Annotated in this window: 22 protein-coding genes; 9 read left to right on the forward strand and 13 right to left on the reverse strand. The window is 40.0% G+C overall.

Going from position 1 to position 22,848, the window contains the following annotated elements:
• Nucleotides 1-141 precede the first annotated feature (141 nt).
• From glnA to AC0VZ4_RS19080, 5 genes are all read left to right on the forward strand, one after another.
• Complete coding sequence (glnA, locus tag AC0VZ4_RS19060) at nucleotides 142-1,548, forward strand: glutamate--ammonia ligase (protein ID WP_475440452.1); 1,407 nt, start codon at nucleotides 142-144, stop codon at nucleotides 1,546-1,548.
• A 114-nt stretch (nucleotides 1,549-1,662) separates the two neighbouring features.
• Nucleotides 1,663-2,193 carry a DUF4124 domain-containing protein gene (locus tag AC0VZ4_RS19065; RefSeq protein ID WP_033039485.1) on the forward strand — a complete coding sequence of 177 codons (531 nt, stop codon included), beginning with the start codon at nucleotides 1,663-1,665 and terminating at the stop codon, nucleotides 2,191-2,193.
• Between the two features lie 238 nt (nucleotides 2,194-2,431).
• Nucleotides 2,432-3,502, forward strand: a complete 1,071-nt coding sequence (gene glnL, locus AC0VZ4_RS19070) for a nitrogen regulation protein NR(II) (RefSeq protein ID WP_008133339.1) — start codon at nucleotides 2,432-2,434, stop codon at nucleotides 3,500-3,502.
• A gap of 14 nt (nucleotides 3,503-3,516) precedes the next feature.
• Complete coding sequence (glnG, locus tag AC0VZ4_RS19075) at nucleotides 3,517-4,902, forward strand: nitrogen regulation protein NR(I) (protein ID WP_306724474.1); 1,386 nt, start codon at nucleotides 3,517-3,519, stop codon at nucleotides 4,900-4,902.
• Between the two features lie 29 nt (nucleotides 4,903-4,931).
• Nucleotides 4,932-5,390 (forward strand): Crp/Fnr family transcriptional regulator, encoded by a 459-nt coding sequence (locus AC0VZ4_RS19080; protein WP_008133336.1) that lies wholly within the window; start codon nucleotides 4,932-4,934, stop codon nucleotides 5,388-5,390.
• Nucleotides 5,391-5,399: 9 nt separating this feature from the next.
• On the opposite strand, the gene AC0VZ4_RS19085 is transcribed toward AC0VZ4_RS19080, so the two are convergent.
• A complete protein-coding gene (locus AC0VZ4_RS19085; protein WP_475440453.1) occupies nucleotides 5,400-6,065 on the reverse strand; it encodes a hypothetical protein in 666 nt (221 codons plus the stop codon).
• A gap of 56 nt (nucleotides 6,066-6,121) precedes the next feature.
• Nucleotides 6,122-6,409, reverse strand: a complete 288-nt coding sequence (locus tag AC0VZ4_RS19090; protein WP_475440454.1) for a hypothetical protein — start codon at nucleotides 6,407-6,409, stop codon at nucleotides 6,122-6,124.
• Between the two features lie 245 nt (nucleotides 6,410-6,654).
• Here AC0VZ4_RS19090 and AC0VZ4_RS19095 point away from each other — a divergent pair, with 245 nt between their 5' ends.
• Both AC0VZ4_RS19095 and acnA read left to right on the forward strand, forming a co-directional pair.
• Nucleotides 6,655-7,038, forward strand: coding sequence for an RNA-binding S4 domain-containing protein (locus AC0VZ4_RS19095; RefSeq protein ID WP_008133330.1), 384 nt, complete (start codon nucleotides 6,655-6,657; stop codon nucleotides 7,036-7,038).
• A 736-nt stretch (nucleotides 7,039-7,774) separates the two neighbouring features.
• A complete protein-coding gene (gene acnA / locus AC0VZ4_RS19100) occupies nucleotides 7,775-10,519 on the forward strand; it encodes an aconitate hydratase AcnA (protein WP_475440455.1) in 2,745 nt (914 codons plus the stop codon).
• A gap of 245 nt (nucleotides 10,520-10,764) precedes the next feature.
• Here acnA and AC0VZ4_RS19105 read toward each other — a convergent pair whose 3' ends face one another.
• Complete coding sequence (locus AC0VZ4_RS19105) at nucleotides 10,765-11,286, reverse strand: DUF4124 domain-containing protein (RefSeq protein ID WP_007376199.1); 522 nt, start codon at nucleotides 11,284-11,286, stop codon at nucleotides 10,765-10,767.
• 188 nt (nucleotides 11,287-11,474) lie between these two features.
• On the opposite strand from AC0VZ4_RS19105, the gene AC0VZ4_RS19110 reads away from it, so the two are divergent.
• A complete protein-coding gene (locus AC0VZ4_RS19110; RefSeq protein ID WP_475440456.1) occupies nucleotides 11,475-12,800 on the forward strand; it encodes an IS4 family transposase in 1,326 nt (441 codons plus the stop codon).
• A 56-nt stretch (nucleotides 12,801-12,856) separates the two neighbouring features.
• Here AC0VZ4_RS19110 and AC0VZ4_RS19115 read toward each other — a convergent pair whose 3' ends face one another.
• The 3 genes from AC0VZ4_RS19115 to AC0VZ4_RS19125 form a co-directional block, all read right to left on the reverse strand.
• The gene (locus AC0VZ4_RS19115; protein WP_033029261.1) at nucleotides 12,857-13,597 is read right to left on the reverse strand and encodes a phosphoadenylyl-sulfate reductase; all 741 of its coding nucleotides are present in this window, start codon (nucleotides 13,595-13,597) and stop codon (nucleotides 12,857-12,859) included.
• A 42-nt stretch (nucleotides 13,598-13,639) separates the two neighbouring features.
• Nucleotides 13,640-15,337: an assimilatory sulfite reductase (NADPH) hemoprotein subunit gene (cysI, locus tag AC0VZ4_RS19120; RefSeq protein ID WP_475440457.1), complete on the reverse strand. Its 1,698-nt coding sequence runs from the start codon at nucleotides 15,335-15,337 to the stop codon at nucleotides 13,640-13,642.
• A gap of 61 nt (nucleotides 15,338-15,398) precedes the next feature.
• A complete protein-coding gene (locus tag AC0VZ4_RS19125) occupies nucleotides 15,399-17,213 on the reverse strand; it encodes an assimilatory sulfite reductase (NADPH) flavoprotein subunit (RefSeq protein ID WP_342865608.1) in 1,815 nt (604 codons plus the stop codon).
• 305 nt (nucleotides 17,214-17,518) lie between these two features.
• On the opposite strand from AC0VZ4_RS19125, the gene AC0VZ4_RS19130 reads away from it, so the two are divergent.
• Nucleotides 17,519-19,156, forward strand: coding sequence for an endonuclease (locus AC0VZ4_RS19130; RefSeq protein WP_475440458.1), 1,638 nt, complete (start codon nucleotides 17,519-17,521; stop codon nucleotides 19,154-19,156).
• Between the two features lie 165 nt (nucleotides 19,157-19,321).
• On the opposite strand, the gene AC0VZ4_RS19135 is transcribed toward AC0VZ4_RS19130, so the two are convergent.
• From AC0VZ4_RS19135 to rpsS, 7 genes are all read right to left on the reverse strand, one after another.
• Complete coding sequence (locus AC0VZ4_RS19135; RefSeq protein ID WP_475440459.1) at nucleotides 19,322-20,329, reverse strand: hypothetical protein; 1,008 nt, start codon at nucleotides 20,327-20,329, stop codon at nucleotides 19,322-19,324.
• A gap of 293 nt (nucleotides 20,330-20,622) precedes the next feature.
• Nucleotides 20,623-20,880, reverse strand: coding sequence for a 30S ribosomal protein S17 (gene rpsQ, locus AC0VZ4_RS19140; protein WP_007376193.1), 258 nt, complete (start codon nucleotides 20,878-20,880; stop codon nucleotides 20,623-20,625).
• Entirely contained in the window at nucleotides 20,880-21,071 is a 192-nt protein-coding gene (rpmC, locus tag AC0VZ4_RS19145; RefSeq protein WP_002957889.1) for a 50S ribosomal protein L29, read from the reverse strand. Before rpmC ends, rpsQ begins: the two co-directional genes overlap by 1 nt.
• A complete protein-coding gene (gene rplP / locus AC0VZ4_RS19150) occupies nucleotides 21,071-21,484 on the reverse strand; it encodes a 50S ribosomal protein L16 (RefSeq protein ID WP_002957890.1) in 414 nt (137 codons plus the stop codon). The genes rpmC and rplP overlap by 1 nt, the downstream gene beginning before the upstream one ends.
• A 12-nt stretch (nucleotides 21,485-21,496) precedes the next feature.
• Nucleotides 21,497-22,198, reverse strand: a complete 702-nt coding sequence (rpsC, locus tag AC0VZ4_RS19155) for a 30S ribosomal protein S3 (protein WP_002957891.1) — start codon at nucleotides 22,196-22,198, stop codon at nucleotides 21,497-21,499.
• 11 nt (nucleotides 22,199-22,209) lie between these two features.
• Entirely contained in the window at nucleotides 22,210-22,542 is a 333-nt protein-coding gene (rplV, locus tag AC0VZ4_RS19160) for a 50S ribosomal protein L22 (protein ID WP_002957892.1), read from the reverse strand.
• A gap of 13 nt (nucleotides 22,543-22,555) precedes the next feature.
• A complete protein-coding gene (rpsS, locus tag AC0VZ4_RS19165) occupies nucleotides 22,556-22,834 on the reverse strand; it encodes a 30S ribosomal protein S19 (protein ID WP_004588689.1) in 279 nt (92 codons plus the stop codon).
• Between the last annotated feature and the right edge of the window lie 14 nt (nucleotides 22,835-22,848).

Below are 22,848 nucleotides of genomic sequence, written 5' to 3' on the forward strand. Positions count from 1 at the left end.
TAGTGCGCCGCTATGCTGGATTTTATAACAACTTATTTTTTTTAATTTATAAACATGCAGTTATAAAAATGGCACAAAATCAGCTTAATAAATGCTAAAGCAATTATGCAGCAATAACAAAACCCCACACTTGGAGGACACATGTCACAATCGGTTTTAGATTTTATTAAAGAAAATGACGTTAAGTTCATTGATTTACGCTTTACTGACACTAAAGGTAAAGAACAACATGTTTCTATTCCTCATCATCAAGTTGATGAAGATTTTTTCGAAGACGGTAAAATGTTCGATGGTTCTTCAATCGCTGGTTGGAAAGGCATTAATGAGTCAGACATGGTTTTATTACCAGATGCAGACTCTATCAAATTAGACCCTTTCACAGAAGAAACAACACTAATTGTTCGTTGTGACGTTGTTGAACCTTCAACACTTCAAGGTTATGAACGTGACCCACGCTCAGTTGCTAAGCGTGCTGAAGATTACATGCGTTCAACTGGTATTGCAGACACTGTGTTATTTGGCCCAGAGCCAGAATTTTTCGTATTTGATGATGTTAAATACAAATCAGACATGTCTGGTTCTATGTATAAAATTGATTCTAAGCAAGCTGCTTGGAACTCAGATAAAGAATATGCAGATGGCAACACAGGTCACCGTCCAGGTGTTAAAGGCGGTTACTTCCCAGTTGCTCCAGTTGATGACTTCCAAGATTGGCGTTCAGCTACATGTCTAGTGCTAGAAGAAATGGGCCAAGTAGTAGAAGCACATCACCACGAAGTAGCAACAGCAGGTCAAAACGAAATCGCTACTCGCTTTAATACAATGGTATTAAAGGCGGATGAAATTCAAGAAATGAAATATGTTATCCATAACATGGCTCACTTATACGGTAAAACAGCAACGTTTATGCCTAAGCCAGTTGTTGGTGATAACGGCTCTGGTATGCATTGTCACCAGTCACTTGCTAAAGATGGTGTAAACCTTTTTGCTGGTGATAAGTACGGCGGTCTTTCTGAAGATGCACTTTACTACATTGGCGGCATCATTAAGCATGCTAAAGCAATCAATGCTTTTGCAAATGCCTCTACTAACTCGTACAAGCGTTTAGTACCAGGTTTTGAAGCACCAGTTATGCTTGCATACTCTGCACGTAACCGTTCTGCATCAATTCGTATCCCAGTGGTTCCATCTGAAAAAGGTCGTCGTATTGAAGTACGCTTTCCAGATCCAACTGCTAACCCATACCTTGCTTTCTCAGCAATGCTTATGGCTGGCCTTGATGGTATCAAAAACAAGATCCACCCTGGCGATGCTATGGATAAAGATTTATACGACTTACCAGCTGAAGAAGCAGCAGAAATTCCAACGGTTGCAGCATCACTTGACGAAGCACTATCTGCACTTAGCGCAGACCGTGAATTCTTAACTCAAGGTGGTGTATTCACTGATGATTTAATTGATGCTTACATCGAACTTAAGTCTAAAGAAGTTGAAAAGCTTAACATGACAACTCACCCAGTTGAGTTTGAAATGTACTACAGCTGTTAATTAAGCTGTAAAAAATATGTGTGTTCTCAAGCCCGCTGCTCTGCGGGCTTTTTTAATGGTAAATCAAAGCAATCTCCACTAGAGTAAAGTTACTCTAAAACGCAGGACCGCCGAGTGAATAATTACATTTTATTACTAACAATTACTTTAGGATTAAGTAATTATGGCTATGCTGCTGAAAAAAAAATATACGCTTGGGAAGATAAAAATGGCGTGTTAGTGTTCTCAGATACACCGCATAAAGGCGCGACGGAGGTAAAGCTTACAAGTCAGCACCTTACAATGCCTGCGACCAATACTGATATTTTAAATAACCAACCTCAACCCCAAAAAGCAGCGTTTAACATTGCTATTTTGTCACCAGAGCATAATCAAACAATTCATGAAAATACAGGCACGGTATATGTTACCAGCCGTATAACACCACGGTTCGAAAGTGGGTTAACAATACAGCTGTTTGTTGATGGTCAAACACATGGCCCTGCTAGTCATGATTCAACCTTTGCTATAAAAGATGTTGAACGCGGTGAACATACATTGCAAGTAAAGCTGTTGAATAATAAAAACCAAATTATTGCCGTGAGCCAACCTTATGTGTTTTTTATGCGCAGAAAGGGCTTAATACCAATCCGCAATAATACTTGATCAATTTGAGGGCTCAAGCTTGACGCTAACTGTGTTAAAAATTTCTGATATAGAACAACTAAATAACGAATTTTTTGCCCTGTTATCGACACGGTTTTCATACCTCAAAATAGCTCACTTAATTAAGCAGATTGGTATAACATTCAAGAACTAAATTTAAGTTTAAAACTGAGGCGCAGCAGTGCATTTTATTAATATTAATTGCCTGCAAATATTGGCGCACTAAAATGGTGCAACTATGATTAATAATGAAATTTTCAGCCCAGAACTGCTTGACGCTATCTGGCAAAACCAAACAACAGCGGTCATGTTGCTCGATAAAAAATTTACTGTTGTTTATGCTAATACCAGTACGAGTGAGTTACTTGGCCTTGGTACTAAACGCTTGTTAGATCAACCTTTCGATAGCCTTTTTAATTACCATTCTATTGACTTGAAACGTATTGAACAGTATTCATTAATTGATGGCGTTGATTGCCAGCAACATAGAGCTGACGTGGTTTTTAGCGATTCTCGCCATGCCAAGGTAGCAGTCAGCTCAAGACAGCTTAAATTTAAAGACACGTTATATATATTATTAGAATGGCGCCAAACAGATGATGAAATAAAGCACGACCAAGCATCAAACCAAATGCATCAATATCAAGCTGCACGAAACTTAATTCGTGGTTTAGCGCACGAAATTAAAAATCCTTTAGGTGGAATTCGCGGAGCGGCGCAGTTATTGCAGTATGAAGTTGATCAACAAGAAAGAGACCAATGCGCTGAGCTTATCATTGAGCAAGCAGATAGATTGCGCGAATTAGTAGATAGGCTCTTAGGGCCAAATCAGCTACCGCAAAAGTCTTATGGCAATATTCATCAAACCCTAGAGTCGGTTGTCAGGCTAAGTACGTTAGATAATTGTTCTAATATTGGCTTAGTGAAGGATTATGACCCGAGTATTCCTGATGTATATATTGACCAAGGCAAAATACAACAAGTCGTATTAAACATTGTTCGAAATGCCCAACAGGCGCTTGTAGATGGCGGTGAAATAAAAATAAAAACCCGCATAAACCATCAACATCGTCGCCCAGGTAAAGCACCTAAAAAAGCCTTGTTGATCCAAATATCTGATAACGGACCAGGCATTGACCACAGCATACGCGAAACATTGTTCTACCCGATGATCACCAATAAAGAAGGTGGTTCAGGACTTGGGCTTTCTATTGCGCAAACGCTTATTGATCAGCATGACGGCTATATTGAATGTGATAGCTGGCCTGGACATACTGAATTTAATATCTATCTGCCCTTTGCAGATTAATGTTTGGAGTTTGCATGAAAACAGTTTGGCTTGTAGATGATGATGCATCAATTCGTTTCGTACTCGAAAAGGCACTAACCCGTGCTGGGTTTAATGCTGAGAGCTTTTCAAATGCGCAAGATGTATTAAGCGCACTAAAATTTAGCCAACCCGCTGTTTTGGTGTCGGATGTAAAAATGCCCGGCATGGATGGCATGGCTTTACTTGAGCTTATTGCAGAGCAAAATCCTGGGCTACCGGTTATTATAATGACCGCGCACTCAGATTTAGATTCGGCCGTTAATGCCTTTCAAAAAGGTGCTTTTGAGTATTTAGCTAAACCGTTTGATTTAAACGAAGCGGTTGCCCTTGTTGAAAGTGCATTTAGAGCAAACTCTACAAAAAAAACTAAACGTAAGCAGGCCCCACCTAAAAGTGCACACATAATTGGTGAAGCACCCGCTATGCAAGAGGTATTTAGAGCAATAGGTAAACTGTCAGCCTCTAGCATGAGTGTATTAATAAATGGTGAGTCTGGCACAGGTAAAGAACTGGTCGCCAGCGCCTTGCATAATCATAGTCCACGTAAAGAAAATCAATTTATTGCACTTAACATGGCCGCAATTCCAAAAGAGCTTGTTGAGTCAGAATTATTTGGCCACGAAAAAGGCGCATTTACGGGCGCTGACAGTGTGCGTAAAGGGCGTTTTGAACAAGCCAATGGCGGCACGCTTTTTTTAGATGAAATTGGTGATATGCCTCTTGATGTGCAAACACGTTTATTGCGCGTGCTTGCCGATGGTGAATTTTATCGTGTGGGCGGGCATCAAAGCATAAAGGTGGATGTACGCATTATTGCAGCTACGCATCAAAATCTGGAAGACTTAGTTAAACAAGGTAAATTTAGGGATGATTTATTTCATCGTTTAAACGTAGTACGCCTACGCTTGCCAGCTCTTCGGGAGCGCACTGAAGATATTGATCGCTTGTCGCAACATTTTTTGCACAAAAGCGCTAAAGACTTACAAGTAGAAAGCAAAGTACTCAGCCCTAAAGCAACAGAGCAGCTTAAACTCTTTAATTGGCCCGGTAATGTACGTCAGCTCGAAAATACGTGTCGTTGGCTTACTGTGATGGCGCCAGGTGAACTTGTTACAGAACAAGATTTACCACCTGAGATCCTTGATGCGTCGCCAATTCAAGAGGAAGGTGATTGGCTTGATGCATTTCAACAATGGCTTAACCACGAACTTAAACAAGGCAAAGAAAATATTTGGCCCGATATTCAAGCACAACTAGAAACTCGGCTAATAAAAACAGCTCTCGCCAATTGTTCTGGCCATAAACAAGATGCAGCTATAAAAATTGGCTGGGGGCGCAACACGTTGACCCGTAAGTTAAAAGAGCGCAATATTAACTAATTAAACGTGTCTAACAAATTTGGTTATTGATGAAGCTAATCGAACATATTCCATTATTCAAACAAATGGAAATTATAAACAGGCTACACTTTTTTAAAGAGTTTACGCTCAACGAACGTCAAATATTATTAGAATCGTTTGGCCTGTTGTATTTAGTTAACCAACAGCAATTTTTATTTAAGCAGTTTGATAACGACAAACATTTATACATTGTACTAAGTGGCGCCCTTTTAGTCTTTAAGCATAATCACTTATTAGAATTAGGTACCATTGAGCCCGGTGAATTTATAGGTGAAGGCGCCTTTATTGGTAACAGACAAAGAAGTACCAATGCCCAAGCTAAAAGCGACACTATCGTACTCGCTATAACTCCTGAAGCATTGACTCGTTTACCTAATGTTATACGTGAAAAAATTAAAGACCGTATTATCGAGGGCATGAGCGAACGAATTGCAAAACTAAGTGAGCATATAGAAACCCACGGTTAACTCTATCACTCAGTCCATATAAACAATTTGTAGTGAGCAATCAAGCCAGCTGGGGTTATTAACGTGAGCTGTAAACCTGTAAGTATCGGATGGTTTTGCGCCAAAGGGCGTATTTATAAGTGGTTGTGAGTGACTGTATGTTTGCGAATGATTTTTGTAATAAATAACAAGATAACCATATAAATACTCCCAACTCAGCCTAACTATTGCGCCACTTGATAGTGTAAATTCAACATGTTCATTTGCAAATTTGACCGCTAAATCATTGTACTTGTCTTCGCTGCATTGAGTTGTTCGTAACTTTTTAGGCATAACAAAGGTTGTACCCGCCACTGCATTTTTTAGATAAAAGCCTATATTGCCATCACCATAAAAATGATTTGAACGCGTTGTATAGTTAACTTGTGGCTCGTAACCTAGCCCCTGCATAATAGTAGCTAACTTCTCAGTCTCTTTTGGGTAAATTTTATCGCTTGATAAGAGTAATGTGGCTTCACTAAACTCTGATGGAATTACCAGCTCAACATATTCATAAGGGAGCGATTGTGCTTTTAGCGCAGCATCGAGCTGATTGCGCTGTTCATCTTGCAAGTTTTCACTAAATACATACACGGTAGGTTGTTGGCACGCAGCTAATAGTAATGCCAACACACATATTAAAATTCCATTTTTCATAGTTACCCCTTTTTGATTACAATTGCAGTCTATTAAAGGTAACTATTTATGGCAATTTAATTTGTTTGGCTATCTAACCAAGCATCAACACTTTTGCGAGTATATAAAACTTCTTTAAACAAACGATGACGTTCAAATTCAAGTTTTGTTTTTCTCGTGGCATCACCACTAACTAAACGGCTATGGGTATCATTGAATTTTGAAATTACAGAAAAACCGCGCTCATCTTGATCAGCTTGCGTTTTTACAGAATTAGCAAGGTGCTCTCTAACATCGTCAGCAGTTAACATACCTGAATTATCTAATCCCATTAGCTCTTTTTTCATTGCTAATCTTACGCCCATTTCCTACTCCATTTAATGAAAAATATTTATTCCGCCAAAGTTTTAGCAATTAGCAGGCCATACGTAAAATTAACTGCTGCAAAGCTTAACCTTCAATTGCTTCAGTTTTTTTAAAGACAGACAAAATACATAAAAACTTTCATAACTATTTACCTATTACAATTAGCTAAAGTCACTTGCTTTGGTGCAAAAGTAGCTGCAAGCCTTTATACTAAAGCTTGTGCGTTACCCCACCGAGAGCAAATATGAACGAAGAATACATAGAAATAGAATTAGAAGAAGAGCCGATTGAGCTCTGTAAATTATTAAAAGTACTAAACTTAGTTGAAGGTGGCGGCCAAGCTAAAAACCTAATAACTGAAGGCTATGTGGGTGTTAACCATGAAATTTGTACAATTAAACGGAAAAAATTATACAGTGGTGATGTGTTAGAGTTTGATGGTGAGTTTTTTCAACTATCACTAAGTGCGGATGCAATCCCTGCAGAAAAACCTGCTGTACAAACTCACACTGAACCAAAGCCGGCGGTCTCTCAACCAACAGTTCAGCCTGCTAAAAGTAAGCGTAAGCGAACTAAAAAGCCAAAAGTAGATGACAAAACAGGACGTCGTCCTATTTCATTTGGTTAAGTGTTTAAAACCCCCTCTTTTTATATAAAAAGGCCAACTTATATAGTTGGCCTTTTTACTCTTCAATAACCTAGGGCGTGTTAGTAAATAATAAAAATAAGGTGGTTACATGCCTGTCAATACATCCCAACATTGGTTTAAACCTGCTGTATAGGCATTAACTCGTATGGAACTTACTTGGCGTTATTGTATTTTTATGCAGATGATGACTCCCAAGATGATAATTAAACCAACTATAAATCAATAAGCTGCGCATTCTAACATTCCTATTTAGTTAACCATTACATTTACTATTGCCGTATTAAGAGGCACTTTTGGCCGGTTTTGCTCTGTGTGAGTGTTAAAGTTACGCAACAAGGCTGGTTACAGTAATTATACCAATTGCATTAAATTAGTGGGCTATTATAACGCTAAGAAAATAGCGTAATCACGAGGCGAAATTACGATATATAGTTGTTCTATAAAAATAATTTTTAACGCAGTGAGTGCGCTATTTAATGCGATAAAATGATCATTTTTTTAATCAAGTAGGTATCAGTATGGGCCGAATAACGTTTGGCCCCCTCCCTCTTTTAAATCATCCTTGAAAATAAAGTTTTCAGCATCATCTCTATCTTGGTAACTGTATAAATTTCGTTCTCTAAGTATGGTTTTTTACGCTGGTATGTACTTTGCAACTCAAGCACTACAGAGGTCACTCTTCAAAATATTTTTATAATTCATAAAGGGGCAAATAATGAATAATAGTTTCGACACCCAACATCAGCTCACAATTAATGGTGAGCAATACCATATTCATTCTCTAAAAGGACTTGGTGACAAAGCAAAACGATTGCCCTTTTCCTTAAAAGTATTACTCGAAAACCTCCTTCGTAACGAAGATGGCGCAAACATTAAAGAACAAGACATTCAAGCTCTGCTTAATTGGGATCCTCAAGCAAAACCAGCATCTGAAGTTGCTTTTACCCCAGCTCGTGTTGTTATGCAAGATTTTACAGGCGTACCCGCTATTGTTGATTTAGCCGCAATGCGTGACGCAATGGAAAAATTAGGCGGAGATCCTGCAAAAATAAATCCGTTATCACCTGCTGAACTGGTTATTGACCATTCGGTACAGGTAGATGGCTATGGTAACGAGGGTGCTTTCGATTTAAATGCAAAGCTTGAATACGACCGAAATAAAGAACGTTACGAATTTTTGCGTTGGGGGCAAACCGCTTTTGATAATTTAAAAGTAGTGCCACCCGCAACCGGTATTGTTCACCAAGTGAATTTAGAATATTTAGCGCGCGTTGTTTTTAATGAAGAGCGCGACGGCAAAAAATTCGCTTACCCAGATACGCTTGTAGGGACTGACTCTCACACCACCATGATTAATGGCTTAGGTGTGCTTGGTTGGGGTGTAGGCGGTATTGAAGCCGAAGCAGCAACGCTTGGGCAGCCAATTAGCTTACTCATCCCACAAGTAGTGGGTATGAAGCTAAGCGGCCGCCTACCTGAAGGGACCACCGCAACTGATTTAGTATTAACAGTAACAGAGATATTACGTAATCATGGTGTAGTGGGTAAATTTGTCGAGTTTTATGGCGACGGTCTTGCCGATTTACCACTCGCTGATAGAGCAACCATAGCTAACATGGCACCAGAGTACGGCGCTACGTGTGGTATTTTTCCGATTGATGATGAAACCATTAACTATCTTCGCTTAACAAACCGCGATGAGAAGCAACTTAAACTCATTGAAGATTACGCTAAGCACCAAGGCTTATGGCGTAACGATGGCGACGAAGCTAATTACACCGACACACTCGAGCTTAAATTAGATGATGTTGTACCAAGCCTTGCAGGACCTAAACGTCCTCAAGACAGAATTGCCTTAAATGAGGCTGGCAAAGTTATTAGCGAGCATTTAAAAGGCTTTCAAGATGAGCGTATGGCTCGTCGTGATAAAAGCGATGAAGAACAAGCGCGTATCGAAAGTGAAGGCCCGGCAACAAACCCCGATGAACCTGTTGATGAAGCGCAATTTATGGGCGCCGCTAAAGTTAAATTTAAAGGGCAAGAGTTTGAGCTAAACGATGGCGCATGTGTTATTGCCGCTATAACCAGTTGTACTAACACCTCGAACCCGAGTGTAATTTTAGCCGCAGGTTTGGTCGCTAAAAAAGCGAAGCAATTAGGTATTAATGTAAAACCTTGGGTTAAAACATCCCTTGCACCTGGCTCTAAAGTAGTTACCGACTACTTAGAAAAAGCAGGCTTGATGGACGACCTAGAAAGTCTAGGCTTTAATTTAGTAGGCTATGGCTGTACGACGTGTATTGGTAATTCAGGGCCACTTGCAACTGAAATATCAGACGCGATTCAAAAACATAAACTAGTGGTCAGCTCTATTTTATCAGGTAACCGTAACTTTGAAGGGCGTATTCACCAAGACGTTAAGATGAACTTTTTAGCGTCTCCTCCGCTTGTTGTTGCATACGCTATTGCAGGTAGAACAGATATTGACGTATACAACGAACCTCTCGCGCAGGATGCTAACGGCAACGATATTTACCTTAAAAACATTTGGCCAAGCGTTAAAGAGGTTAGTGACTTAGTTAAAGAAACAGTGACTAAAGAAATGTTCGCAAGAAGCTACGCTAACGTTTATGAAGGTGACAGCCGCTGGCAGAAAATTCAAATACCTGATGGTAAACTTTATGATTGGGACGATGCATCAACCTACATTAAAAAAGCACCCTTTTTTGATGGCATGAAAGTAGAACCACCGGGCATTCCTACTATTGGAGGTGCACGTTGTTTAGCTAAGCTTGGGGATTCAGTAACCACTGACCATATTTCCCCGGCGGGCGCTATTAAAGCAGATGCACCAGCAGGTTTATACCTGCAAGAAAACGGCGTAGATAAAGGCCAGTTTAACTCGTACGGTTCACGCCGTGGTAATCACGAAGTAATGATGCGCGGTACTTTCGCCAACGTTCGTCTTAAAAACTTATTAGCACCGGGAACTGAAGGCGGTGTAACACGTACCCAGCCAGAAAATGACTTAGCAAGTATTTATGATGCAGCTATGGAGTATCAAAAAAACGGAACTCCGTTAATTATTTTAGCCGGTAAAGAGTACGGTACGGGATCATCTCGCGACTGGGCAGCTAAAGGTTCTCTTTTATTAGGCGTTAAAGCGGTTGTAGCGCAAAGCTATGAGCGAATTCATCGCTCTAACTTAATTGGTATGGGTGTATTACCGCTGCAATTTAAAGAAGGTGAAAGCTACGAGTCACATGGGCTAACAGGGCAAGAGCAATTTGATATTGATGGCTTGTATGATAAAACCGATGAAGTCACCGTTATTGCAACCAATGCTGAAGGTAAAAAAGTTAGCTTAAGTGCCGATGTACGTATTGATACCCCTAAAGAGTGGGATTACTACAAACACGGCGGCATTTTACAATATGTACTGCGTAATATGCTCGATTAAGCAAAGTATGTTTTAAAAATAACAAAGGCCTCCCTTTTAATAAAGGGAGGCCTTTTTGTGACTGGCCATACATTAATTGTATCGAGCTACTTTACTGTCGAGCATGATATTAAGGGGATAATGGTCGCGGCTGCATATATTGCTATAGGGGTACTATTGCCACTTCGACAAAGATATATTTAACCATATTATTCATGGAAGCCGAGAAACGTTATCGCGACGTGCCTATAAAAACCTTAGCTTTATTATAGACCGCTTAAGCTATTAATTTCTTTGTTACGTTTTTCAAGTTTATCTTGTACGCTACCTGCATCTTCAAATAACTTTTGAACAGAATCAGGATCTAAAATACTTATTGTTTCTGATGCTGCTGACATACTTGATACTTTTGGAGTGTTATTTAAAATAGACGTATCTTCTGCGGCAATAACTGTAATATCTTTTGGATTGAGTTTAACCTCAATGCTTTTTGCATGCGGATTTGGCGTGTCTGAAAAATGCCATTGACCTGTGTCATCTTGCCATTTAAAAATTTTACTATTTGAGGCTGTAGAGCTCACTATTTTTTCGCTTGCTTGCTTTACGTTATGTACAGCATTATCAAATGTATTACCGGTGAGCGTCGCTATTTTTTCTTTAATATGATGCGACTTGTCACTCATTGATGACACTGAAAGCCATGTTTTACCATCGGGCTTTTTTAAATAAAATAAAGATATGAGCGCAATAGTCATGATTGATATTGCTAAATAGGCAAAGTATTTCATAGCGTTCCTGCTTTAAATTAATCCTTTCTCCTTTGAGTCTAATTAAAAATACTTAATCCGGCAATTTTTTCACAATAAAAAAGCAGCCGAAGCTTAATGCCGATCAGTTAAGAAATATTTGACGATCCATTGACCGATCTTCTGGTTAGTTTATAAAGGCTTCTGAATTTATTCAGGAGCCTTTTATTTTGCAACTCACTACCGCACTTTCTCTTGCCAATAGCTACGCACCCAATTCAGAAGGCTTAGGTCAACTGAGTGATTTTTTATGTCCTGACTTTATCAAACAATGCGCTGAAACCGCTGGTGTCGCGACGATAAGGAAAAGAAGGCTTCCTGTTGAGATAGCCGTTTGGACAGTCATTTGTATGTCGTTTTATCGTGAAGACCCACTGTGGAGTATTGTCAGTAAATTAGGGCTCGCTTTACCAGGTAAAAAAGAACTCGTTGCACCCAGTGCGGTTGTACAGGCTAGGCAGCGGCTTGGGGCTGATGCCGTTAAACAGGTTTTTGAGAAAAGTCAGCAAATGTGGAATGCTGATGCGAACCATCCCACATGGTGCGGGCTATCACTACTGGGTGTTGATGGTGTTATTTGGCGCACACCGGATACTGCTGAAAATCAACATGCATTCTCCGTGTGGAAAAATCAGCATGGTGACACGGCTTTCCCTCAGGTTCGCATGGTGTGTTTGATGGAGTTAACTAGCCATTTATTAATGGGGAGCGCCTTTGGTAGTTGTCGTACTAGTGAAATGGTGTTGGCTGAAGACTTAATCGAGGCAACACCCGATAACTCACTGACGTTATTTGATAGAGGCTTCTATTCTCTAGGCTTACTCAATCGTTGGCATCATGCTGGGGAAAATAGGCATTGGCTTCAACCGATGAGAAAAGGCACGCAATATGAAATTGTTCGCTCTTTAGGTCGTCAAGACAAACTTATCAAGCTAAAAGCAACAGCACAAGCGAGAAAAAAGTTCGACGATTTACCACAGAGCATTGAAGTCAGGCTAGTCACAAAAACGGTTAAGGGGAAAGAGGTGAATATACTCACTTCACTGACTGATCCAATGCGTTTCCCTAAGGCTGACATTGTTGACCTCTATAGTGAACGGTGGGAAATTGAACTTGGTTATCGAGAAATGAAACAAACGTTACTGAATAGTCACTTCACGCTACGCAGCAAGAAACCTGAGATGATAGCGCAAGAATTATGGGGCGTAATGTTGAGCTATAACTTGCTCCGATATCAGATGGTGAAAATGGCGCAGAAAAAGTCTGGAATATATGCAAAACACCTGAGTTTTACGACGTGTGCTATTAGTATTATTAACCTTATTCATACAATGTTTATAGAAAATGCAGGACGGATACCTAAATCAATAGAGCAATTACAAGCTCAAGTTGAACATCACATATTACCGATAAAACAGGAGCGGGCGTATCCGAGATGTGTGAAACCAAAACCCAGTAAATACCCCAATAAAAAACGCCAGTCAGCTGTTAACTGACTGGCATTAAGCCGAAGCTGCATTTTTATTTTCGATTTAGCTATACGTGTGCCGCGTTAAATACCATCGCCATCAATGTGTAACCCACACTCACGATTTAAACCAAAGAAACGAGTTTCTTCTTCTGTCATACCCGGCTCTAATTTACGCGTAGTGTGTACATCTCCCATCGACACATAACCTTGCTCCCATAATGGGTGATAAGGTAAGTCATGCTTAGTAAGATACTGATACACATCGCGATTCGACCATTCAATAATCGGGTACACTTTAACTGTGCCACGACTAATTTCTACAAACTGTTTATCTGCACGTGTAGATGATTGATCGCGTCTTAAGCCACTAAACCAAGTACCCGCTTCTATTTCTTTTAACGCACGGGTCATTGGCTCTACTTTGTTAAGCTGATTATATTGCTTAATTCCACCTTCGCCTTGCTCCCATAATTTACCAAATTTAGCCTCCTGCCATGCAGGACTAAGCTGTGCTCTATACACCTTTAAATTAAGTGATAAGCGCTCGCTCATTTGCTCAATAAACTGATACGTTTCAGGAAACAAATAACCTGTATCGGTTAATACAACAGGAATATCAGGACGCTGTGAGGTCATTAGATGCAGCATTACCGCTGCTTGAATACCAAAGCTAGATGATAAAAAGGCCGTATCAGGTAAGTTATCAAGCGCCCACGCAACGCGCTGCTCTGCGCTCATATTTGCTAGTAAACCATTAGCATCAGCTAACATAGCCGCTTGGCTTTGTTTATCTAGCTGTAAAATGTTTTTAAATTCACTCATGGTAAATTCCAAACCTCACCAGCGCTTAGCGCTGGTATTTAATTAAGCGTGAAAATCGGTTACTGATACTTTTACTTCAGCAACAATGCCTTTGCGAATAACAAAGTCACCAAAACACTCACCGTCGTTGCGCTCTTTAGCCCACTGGCCAATTAGCTTATCAAATGCGTCTAGGTAAACATCTTCGCCTACGTTCTCAAGGTACAATTTAGGAATACGTGTGCCTTCTAAATTACCACCTAAGTAAACGTTGTACTTACCAGGACCTTTACCTACTAAACCAGCTTCAGCAAGCATTGCGCGGCCACAGCCGTTCGGGCAACCTACAACGCGCATAATAATGCTGTCATCTGGTATACCGTGCTTTGCAAGTAATGCTTCTGTTTTTTCTACTAGGCTTGGTAAGTAACGCTCTGCTTCGGCCATTGCAAGTGGGCACGTTGGCAGTGAAACACACGCCATTGAATTTTTACGCTGCTGCGAATCGGTGTCATCAATTAAGCCATGACTACGGGCGATTTCTTCAATTACCGCTTTTTGATCTGCAGGCACACCGGCAATAATTAAGTTTTGATTAGCCGTCATGCGCATATCACCTTGGTGAATTTCAGCGATTTTACGACAACCGGTTTTAAGCGGTTTGTCTGGGTAGTCTAAAATACGACCGCTTTGAATTAATAATGTTAAGTGGTGCTTACCATCAATGCCTTCAACCCAACCAATACGATCGCCACGATGAGTAAACTCAAACGGGCGACTTGGCGCAAACGTAACGCCTGAACGCGCTTCTACTTCAGCTTTAAATACATCAACGCCTACACGGTCTAATGTGTATTTAGTTTTTGCATTTTTACGATTTGAACGATTACCCCAATCGCGCTGCACAGATACAACATGCTCTGCAATTTTTAAGGTATCTTCTAGCGGTATAAAACCAAAGTCATCGGCTTTACGCGGATAAGTTGCTGTATCGCCGTGCGTCATGGCAAGGCCACCGCCCACTAATACGTTAAAACCAACAAGCTTGCCGTTATCAGCAATAGCCACAAAGTTTAAATCGTTAGCGTGTATATCAACTTCGTTATTAGGCGGAATTGTTACCGTTGTTTTAAACTTACGCGGTAAATAGTTAGATCCTAAAATTGGCTCTTCTGTGGTTTGCGCTTTTTCTCCATTTAACCAAATTTCGGCATACGCTTTTGTTTTTGGTAATAAATGTTCAGAAATCTTTGTAGCCCAATCGTAAGCCTCTTGATGTAGCTCAGACTCAACTGGGTTAGTAGTACAAAGCACATTACGGTTAACATCACCTGCGGTAGCAATAGAGTCTATGCCCACGCTATCAAGCATTTGGTGCATGCCTTTGATGTTTGGCTTTAGCACACCATGAAACTGAAACGTTTGACGCGTTGTTAAACGGATGCTGCCGTAGCTTGTTTTTTCATCAGCAAACTTATCAATTGCTAACCACTGCTCTGGCTTGATAATACCGCCAGGCATACGTGCACGTAACATTACATTATGTAGGGGCTCTAGCTTTTGCTTAGCACGCTCACCACGTATATCACGGTCATCTTGTTGGTACATACCGTGAAAACGTATTAGCTGAAAGTTATCAGCGGTAAAGCCACCGGTAATTTCGTCTTTTAAATCTTGTTCTATGGTGCCACGTAAAAAGTTACTTTCTCTTTTCAAACGCTCGTTATCAGAAAGCTTTACGTTTTTATCTTGTTCGCTCATTTTAAATCCTAAATTTGTTACAGTGACGGCTGTTAGCTGTTAAATAAAATAAGAAACGTGATTAATACACGTCTTTCTGATAGCGGTTTGCGCTACGCAAATCTTTTAAGTATTGCTCTGCGTCTTCATCGCTCTTGCCTGTGTTTTCTTTGATGATATCGACCAAGGCGCTGTGTACATCTTTTGCCATGCGATTTGCATCACCACAAATGTAAAAATGAGCGCCAGCTTCTAACCATTCAAACACGTCTTTACTGTTACTGCGCAACTTGTCTTGCACGTATACTTTTTCGGCTTGGTCGCGGCTAAATGCAACATCTACTTTATTAAGTAGGCCCGATTTTAAATAACCCTGTATTTCTACTTGGTATAAAAAGTCTTGAGTGAAATGTGGGTTACCAAAAAACAACCAATTTTTACCTTGTGCTTCACGCGCATCACGCTCTTGTAAAAATGCACGGAACGGCGCAATGCCCGTACCTGGGCCAACCATGATCACCGGTGTATCATCGTTAGTTGGTAGGCGGAAATTGTCGTTATGTTCGCTAAATACTTTAACTTTACAGCCTTCTTCAGCTCGGCGAGTTAAGTAACCCGAACAACCACCTAAGTGCTCACTATCAAACGCATCAAACTCAACTAAGCCTAGAGTTAAATGCACTTCGTCTTCAACCTCTGCTTGACTAGATGCAATTGAGTACAAGCGAGCTTGCAGCTTACGTAGGCAATCGACTAATGTTTGCGCATCAATTTTTGCTGGATTTTGGCGAATTACATCAAATATCTGGCGAGGTTCAATATACGCACGCATTGCAGCTTTATCTTCCACAAGCTTTAATAATTCAGGCGTACCTGTTGCTGTTGCGTATTTTTCTACAAAACCTGGGTATGACTGAGTCAGCTCTAGTTTTTCAATAAGTGCGCCGCGTACGCTTAGCTCTTCATCACCTACTTTTACAATGCTTGCTGCATCTATTTGAGTGAGTGTAAGTACTTCATCAACTAATACATCGTCATTTAAAAAGTACACACCTAATGAATCACCTGGTGTATAAGTAATGTCTGAACCTTCAAGTGAAATTTCAACGTGGCGTACATCTTTAGTTGAGTCGCGACCGGTAATTTTTTGAACTGTTAAAAGCTCTGCTTCAAATGGATTTTGTTTTGTATATTGGCTTGAAGCGGTAGTTGGTGAACCAAAAGGCATAGCTAAAGCTTGACCGCCGGCGGCATCTTGTTGCGCTTTTAAATCAGGTTCAAATGCATCAAGTGCACCGGCGATCCATGTTGCAGCTTCATCTTCGTAATCTACATCTAAATCAGCACGTTGATATATAGTTTGTGCACCAAGTTTATTTAAGCGCTCTTCAAAGTCTTTTGCTGTTTGACAGAAAAACTCATAGCTAGAATCACCCAAACCAATAACGGCTATTTTTACATCGTCTAGTTTTGGCGCTTTTTTAGTGGCTAAAAATTCATGTAGTGTTTCACCGTCTTCAGGAGGCTCACCCTCACCATAAGTAGACACAACGACAGTTAAAAACTTTTCTTTTTTCAGGGCTGTTGGTTTGTAATCAGACATGCTAACCAATTTAACTGCTAGGCCTCGTGATTCGGCCTGCTCTTTCATTTTGGTAGCAACACCTTTTGCATTACCCGTTTGCGAACCATATAAAATAGTTAGTGCTGCAGAATCGCCATTAGCCTGTGCGCCTGAAATAGGAGCTCCTAGCGCAGCTGAATTAGCATTAGCAGCTAAGTAACCACTTACCCACGCTTGTTGAATTGGATTAAGTTCAGCCACTAAACCTTGCAGCTTCTGTACTTGCTCTTGCGATAGCGGACTTGCCGCAGCATTTAGTTGACCTAACAACATGAATCGATTCCCCATAACCCTGAAAATTAAACACAATACACTTTATGTATTGTTAAAAAATGAGTTTTACCTCATCCAGAGTGTATCTGTTGAGGTTTTCTAAGTATGTAGGATAACGGGGTCTGCATAGATAAAAAAAGAATAGAATCTGCTTTGATATTCCATTTAGTTATTAATTTATAAAATTACCTTCAAAAACAGATTAAAGACTTATTATTGCTTTTTATCGAATTTTAAATTAACAATTTTGTAACCAAACTAATATAAGGTATATTCTTCATTCAAAATAAAAAATAGGAATACTCATGTCATACGGGACATATAAAAACAAACTACTTAGTACGGCTTTATTACTCGGCTCACTGCCAGTAATGGCCAATGTAGCTAATGGTAGCTTTGAACAGTGGTCAGGAAATACACCTGCATCATGGACTACTATAGATAGCGGTATTAACTTATCACGCTCAACTAGCACAGTGAAAAGCGGTAGTAGCTCTGCTGCTGTAAATGTAACAACTGGTTCGCAAAGTAACACGGATTTACTACAGCAAATTGCTGTTGAAGCAGGTCAAACTTACGATTTTTCTGCTGATATTTACCATACGGAAGGTAAAATTAAAGCCCGTTTGTATGTCGATGGTTACCAAGGCTATTCAAATGAGGCGCAAACGAATCAATGGCAAAAAATCAGCCATAGCTACACAGCAAGTAGCAGCAAAACAATTAACGTGGGTCTGCGTTTTTATGATGTTAGTGGATTTGACGGTAGCGAAATTGTCTACGTAGATAATTTTTTACCAAATAGCGATGGTGGCTCATCAACAAGCTGTTCTGACAATAGCCTTACCCTAACGCTTAATACCGATAATTATGGCAGCGAAACAAGTTGGTCTATTAATAATAGTCAAGGTAGTTCAATTGCTAACGGTGGTGGTTATGAGTCAAACACTCAGTATGATGAACAAATATGCTTAACTGATGGGGCATACACGCTTGTAATTAGTGATAGTTATGGTGATGGCATGTGTTGCTCTACTGGTAATGGTAGCTATACACTTAAGCAAGGCTCTATCACTCTTGCCAGCGGTGCGAGCTTTAGCAATACAGACAGCTCAGCTTTTGAGTTAGGAAATTCTGGTACAGAACCTGGTAATGGCTCTGGCGGAACTAATCCAACACCCACTGGTTATTATGTAACGACACAGGGCTTAACTGGCTATGCGTTGAAAACTGAGCTTTATAATATTACTAAAGATCATAATGCACAGGGTTATTCGGCGATTTGGAATTTTTATGATTCATCAGCACGTGATAAATACTTTGAAAACGATAATAGTATTTTAGATATGTATAGCGAAAAGCCAAACGGTTCAGACAGCTATAACTATACAGCCGTGAGCGATCAGTGCGGTAACTATAGTGGAGAAGGCGGCTGTTACAACCGTGAGCATTCATTTCCGAAAAGTTGGTTTGGCGGCACTATTGAACCTATGAACTCAGATGTTCACCATATTTACGCAACCGATGGTTATGTAAACTCAAAGCGTAGTAACTATCCATTTGGTGAAGTATCAAGTGCTTCATTTACGTCAACTAACGGCAGCAAATTAGGTTCAGCTACAAGCTCATTAAATTACTCAGGTACTGTATTTGAACCAATTGACGAATTTAAAGGCGACTTTGCCCGTGCTTATTTTTATATGGCAACACGCTACGAAAATGTAATTGGTAACTGGCAAAATATAACAACCTCAAGCAACGCAGTACTTAACGGTTCACGCAACCAAGTATTTGAAAGCTGGGTTGTAGCCATGCTGCTCAACTGGCATAACAGTGATCCTGTGAGCCAAATGGAGCTAGATCGCAACCAAGCCGCTTATGAATTTCAAGGTAATCGTAATCCATATATCGACCATCCTGAATTTGTAGAGATGATTTGGTAAAAGGGCTCGGGCTTCGGGCTGCGCAGAAAACATCAGCCTTTGCATTTGCAAAGGCTTTTTATCGTAACCCCTAAACTTATTACGAGGAAAAGAAGACCTTTCGCCCAGGGTAATCCATATTAAACTGAGCCTCTATAGGCTAATAACTACAGCGTTGACTATATACTAATGATTAACCTCGCCCAAATAACCAATATAATCCAATGCCTTATATCCAACTCTATCTACTTTTTTGCTTTTCAATGAATTATTAAGAATATCCCTGTCTAACTTTAACGCATCAACGAAGTCATTTAGCTCTTTATGCAAAGGCAAATCGGGATAAGCTAAATATCTTTCTATATTAGTGCGATCATTAAAGGAGCAAGCTTGAAAAGCGTTTGCTAACCAAGAGTGATTCAAAAATATAGAATCCTTCATATTTGTATCAGCTTCTAAAGGAAATGCCGCTTTATAAAGCGAGCCAATTACAAGAGCTGTACATGGCCCTAACTCCCCATCTGGCGTTAGTTCATAACGGAGTTGGATCTTTTTTATTGACTCGGATAAATTATCAAACGTCAAATTTGTTGACTCGAATGAAACTACAAATATTGACAAAACTTTCATCACTGAAAATTCAGATACTCCTAAAGATTTAATAAAATTAAATGACGATGAATTTTCTAATTTAGCCGCAGTATTTTTATCTATTAATTCGCTAAAATCGATGTATTTTGCTGTAGCTTTTGTAACTATTCTAGCTAAGTTATGTAGGTCTTCTTTTTTTTGATTAAGCTCTTTTGACAAATCATCATATTCTTTCGCCAATCTAATATTATTTTCATTTGCTACTTTGAGCATATTATTAATTAATTTCACATCATTTTTTAAAAGAGTTCTTTCTTCTCTTATAAATACCATAAGGTCATCTTTTAAATCTGATTTCATAAATGAATCTGAGATAGTTTGCTTAATAGATATAAAACCAATGTATGAAACTAATGATATAAAGACAGCTAAAACACTAATTGTCAGTAGCCAACGCCTATTCCTACTCTCTTTTTCTAAGTTCGAGACATCGTGTATTATTGCCTTTCTAGTATCTTCTGAAATATTACTACCATTTTTAAAACTTTCTTTTAATTTTGTAACTTCAGAAGTTAAAAACTCAATTTTTTGTTCTATTTCCATATAATAAATCATCCTTCTCAACTACTTAAACTATCTTTAAATAGCCGTAATTTATACCTTAAAAACAGTCTGTAGACTAGATATTATTCGCCTTGTCTTTTTTAAAGATTTAGTAAACAAGGAAGTTTAAATTATAAATATTCTTTTTTCCTCGGGTTTCGCTGAACTCAACCCAAGCTACGGCGCTCAAACTCACTTCGAGCGGCTGAAAGCTTACCGCTAAAAACTGCTCTAAACACAAAAAGCCCCAGCTAATGCCGGGGCTTTTTTACAAAACTAATTTAATTAAAAAATTAAGCTAGTTTTGGACTAGAAATAACGTCTACTAAAGTCCAAGATTTATTCTTAGAAATTGGTGCGCATTCACGGATAGTAACTACGTCACCCGCTTTTGCTGTGTTATTTTCGTCATGTACGTGTAACTTAGTCGTACGTTTAATGAATTTCCCATAGATTGGGTGCTTCACATAACGTGCGATAGCGATAGTGAAAGATTTTTCCATCTTGTCGCTGATTACACGGCCTTGAAGAGTACGAATTTTATCGCTCATTATTGACCTGCCTTCTGGTTAATAACTGTTTTTACACGCGCGATATCGCGGCGTACTGTTCTTAGCGTGTGTGTCTGAGCCAACTGACCAGTGCTAGCTTGCATGCGCATATTAAATTGCTCACGAAGTAGTCCTAGAAGTTCAGCATTAAGCTCTTCTACGCTTTTGTCTTTTAGTTCGCTAGCTTTCATCACATTACCGTCCGAGTTACGAAAGTTGTTTTGAATGGCAGTTTACGAGCAGCAAGGTCAAACGCTTCACGAGCAAGCTCTTCTGAAACACCTTCCATTTCGTAAAGTACTTTACCAGGCTGAATTTCAGCAACCCAATATTCAACAGAACCTTTACCTTTACCCATACGAACTTCAAGAGGTTTTTCTGTAATCGGTTTGTCAGGGAAGACACGAATCCAGATTTTACCTTGACGTTTCACGTGACGCGTCATAGCACGACGAGCTGCTTCGATTTGACGAGCAGTCATACGGCCACGGCCAGTTGCTTTCAATCCGAAAGTACCGAAGCTTACTTTGTTACCGTTTTGCGCTAAACCGCGGTTGCGGCCTTTGTGCATTTTACGGAATTTTGTACGTTTTGGCTGTAACATTACTCGCTACCTCTACTTAGCACTTTTCTTGGCTTTCTTTGGTGCGCGTTTAGCTGGCTTCTCTTGCTCTTGTACTAGTGGTAAACCACCAATAACTTCGCCTTTGAAGATCCAAACTTTAACACCAATGATACCATAAGTGGTTAAGGCTTCAGAAGTTGCGTAATCGATATCAGCACGAAGAGTATGTAGAGGTACACGACCTTCACGATACCATTCTGAACGTGCGATTTCAGCGCCGCCAAGACGACCGCTAACTTCAACTTTAATCCCTTTAGAACCGATACGCATTGCATTTTGCACCGAACGCTTCATAGCGCGACGGAACATAACACGACGTTCTAGTTGAGAGGCAATGCCGTCTGCTACTAGTTGTGCATCTAGTTCTGGTTTACGTACTTCAGAGATATTAATCTGAGCAGGTACACCAGCGATTTTAGTTACCGCTTGACGTAATTTTTCTACGTCTTCGCCTTTTTTACCGATAACAACACCCGGACGAGCCGTATGGATTGTTACACGGATTGATTTTGCTGGACGCTCAATAACGATTTTAGACACAGAAGCCGTTTTCAATTCCTTAGTAAGGAATGTACGAACTTTGTGATCGCCAAAAAGCTGTGCAGAGAAATCTTTTGAACTCGCGTACCAGGTAGAAACCCAAGGTTTAGATATACCTAGGCGAATACCAGTAGGATGAACTTTTTGTCCCATTACTTATACTCCTAGCTATCTGAAACCATAACAGTGATATGGCTTGTACGCTTAAGGATGCGGTCTGCGCGTCCTTTAGCACGAGGCATAATACGCTTCATTGTAGGACCATCGTCCACAAAGATCGTTGTTATGCGAAGCTCATCAATGTCAGCACCTTCGTTATGCTCTGCGTTAGCAATAGCAGACTCAAGTACTTTCTTAACTAATACAGCGGCTTTCTTAGGGCTGTACGCCAGGATTTCTAGTGCGCGATCGACAGGTAACCCGCGGATCTGATCTGCAACTAGACGTGCTTTTTGCGCCGAACCAGAGGCGAATTTATGTTTAGCTAATGCTTGCATTTATCTTCCCCTCTTATCGTTTCTTCGCTTTCTTATCCGCAGCATGGCCACGGTAAGTGCGAGTTGGTGCAAATTCACCTAGTTTGTGACCGATCATTTCGTCAGAAACGAAAACTGGTACGTGCTGGCGACCATTATGGACAGCAATGGTCAATCCGATCATGTTAGGTATGATCATTGAACGACGGCTCCAAGTTTTAATTGGCTTTTTCTCACCGCTTTCCAAAGCTTTCTCTACCTTCTTCAGCAAGTGTAGGTCTATAAAAGGACCCTTCTTGAGAGAGCGTGGCATGGCTATTCCTCAAT

Source organism: Pseudoalteromonas sp. QJM3NY_22 (assembly GCF_056173065.1).

Coding starts and splice junctions, on each gene's coding strand:
- rplP (WP_002957890.1), bottom strand. CDS start 21,484: ATGTTACAGCCAAAACGTACAAAATTCCGTAAAATGCACAAAGGCCGC.
- AC0VZ4_RS19090 (WP_475440454.1), bottom strand. CDS start 6,409: ATGGGCGTAAGATTAGCAATGAAAAAAGAGCTAATGGGATTAGATAAT.
- rpsS (WP_004588689.1), bottom strand. CDS start 22,834: ATGCCACGCTCTCTCAAGAAGGGTCCTTTTATAGACCTACACTTGCTG.
- AC0VZ4_RS19080 (WP_008133336.1), top strand. CDS start 4,932: ATGAAGCTAATCGAACATATTCCATTATTCAAACAAATGGAAATTATA.
- cysI (WP_475440457.1), bottom strand. CDS start 15,337: ATGAGCGAACAAGATAAAAACGTAAAGCTTTCTGATAACGAGCGTTTG.
- rpsQ (WP_007376193.1), bottom strand. CDS start 20,880: ATGAGCGATAAAATTCGTACTCTTCAAGGCCGTGTAATCAGCGACAAG.
- rpmC (WP_002957889.1), bottom strand. CDS start 21,071: ATGAAAGCTAGCGAACTAAAAGACAAAAGCGTAGAAGAGCTTAATGCT.
- AC0VZ4_RS19125 (WP_342865608.1), bottom strand. CDS start 17,213: ATGTTGTTAGGTCAACTAAATGCTGCGGCAAGTCCGCTATCGCAAGAG.
- AC0VZ4_RS19105 (WP_007376199.1), bottom strand. CDS start 11,286: ATGAAATACTTTGCCTATTTAGCAATATCAATCATGACTATTGCGCTC.
- acnA (WP_475440455.1), top strand. CDS start 7,775: ATGAATAATAGTTTCGACACCCAACATCAGCTCACAATTAATGGTGAG.
- AC0VZ4_RS19135 (WP_475440459.1), bottom strand. CDS start 20,329: ATGGAAATAGAACAAAAAATTGAGTTTTTAACTTCTGAAGTTACAAAA.
- glnA (WP_475440452.1), top strand. CDS start 142: ATGTCACAATCGGTTTTAGATTTTATTAAAGAAAATGACGTTAAGTTC.
- rplV (WP_002957892.1), bottom strand. CDS start 22,542: ATGCAAGCATTAGCTAAACATAAATTCGCCTCTGGTTCGGCGCAAAAA.
- AC0VZ4_RS19095 (WP_008133330.1), top strand. CDS start 6,655: ATGAACGAAGAATACATAGAAATAGAATTAGAAGAAGAGCCGATTGAG.
- glnL (WP_008133339.1), top strand. CDS start 2,432: ATGATTAATAATGAAATTTTCAGCCCAGAACTGCTTGACGCTATCTGG.
- AC0VZ4_RS19130 (WP_475440458.1), top strand. CDS start 17,519: ATGTCATACGGGACATATAAAAACAAACTACTTAGTACGGCTTTATTA.
- rpsC (WP_002957891.1), bottom strand. CDS start 22,198: ATGGGACAAAAAGTTCATCCTACTGGTATTCGCCTAGGTATATCTAAA.
- glnG (WP_306724474.1), top strand. CDS start 3,517: ATGAAAACAGTTTGGCTTGTAGATGATGATGCATCAATTCGTTTCGTA.
- AC0VZ4_RS19085 (WP_475440453.1), bottom strand. CDS start 6,065: ATGAAAAATGGAATTTTAATATGTGTGTTGGCATTACTATTAGCTGCG.
- AC0VZ4_RS19115 (WP_033029261.1), bottom strand. CDS start 13,597: ATGAGTGAATTTAAAAACATTTTACAGCTAGATAAACAAAGCCAAGCG.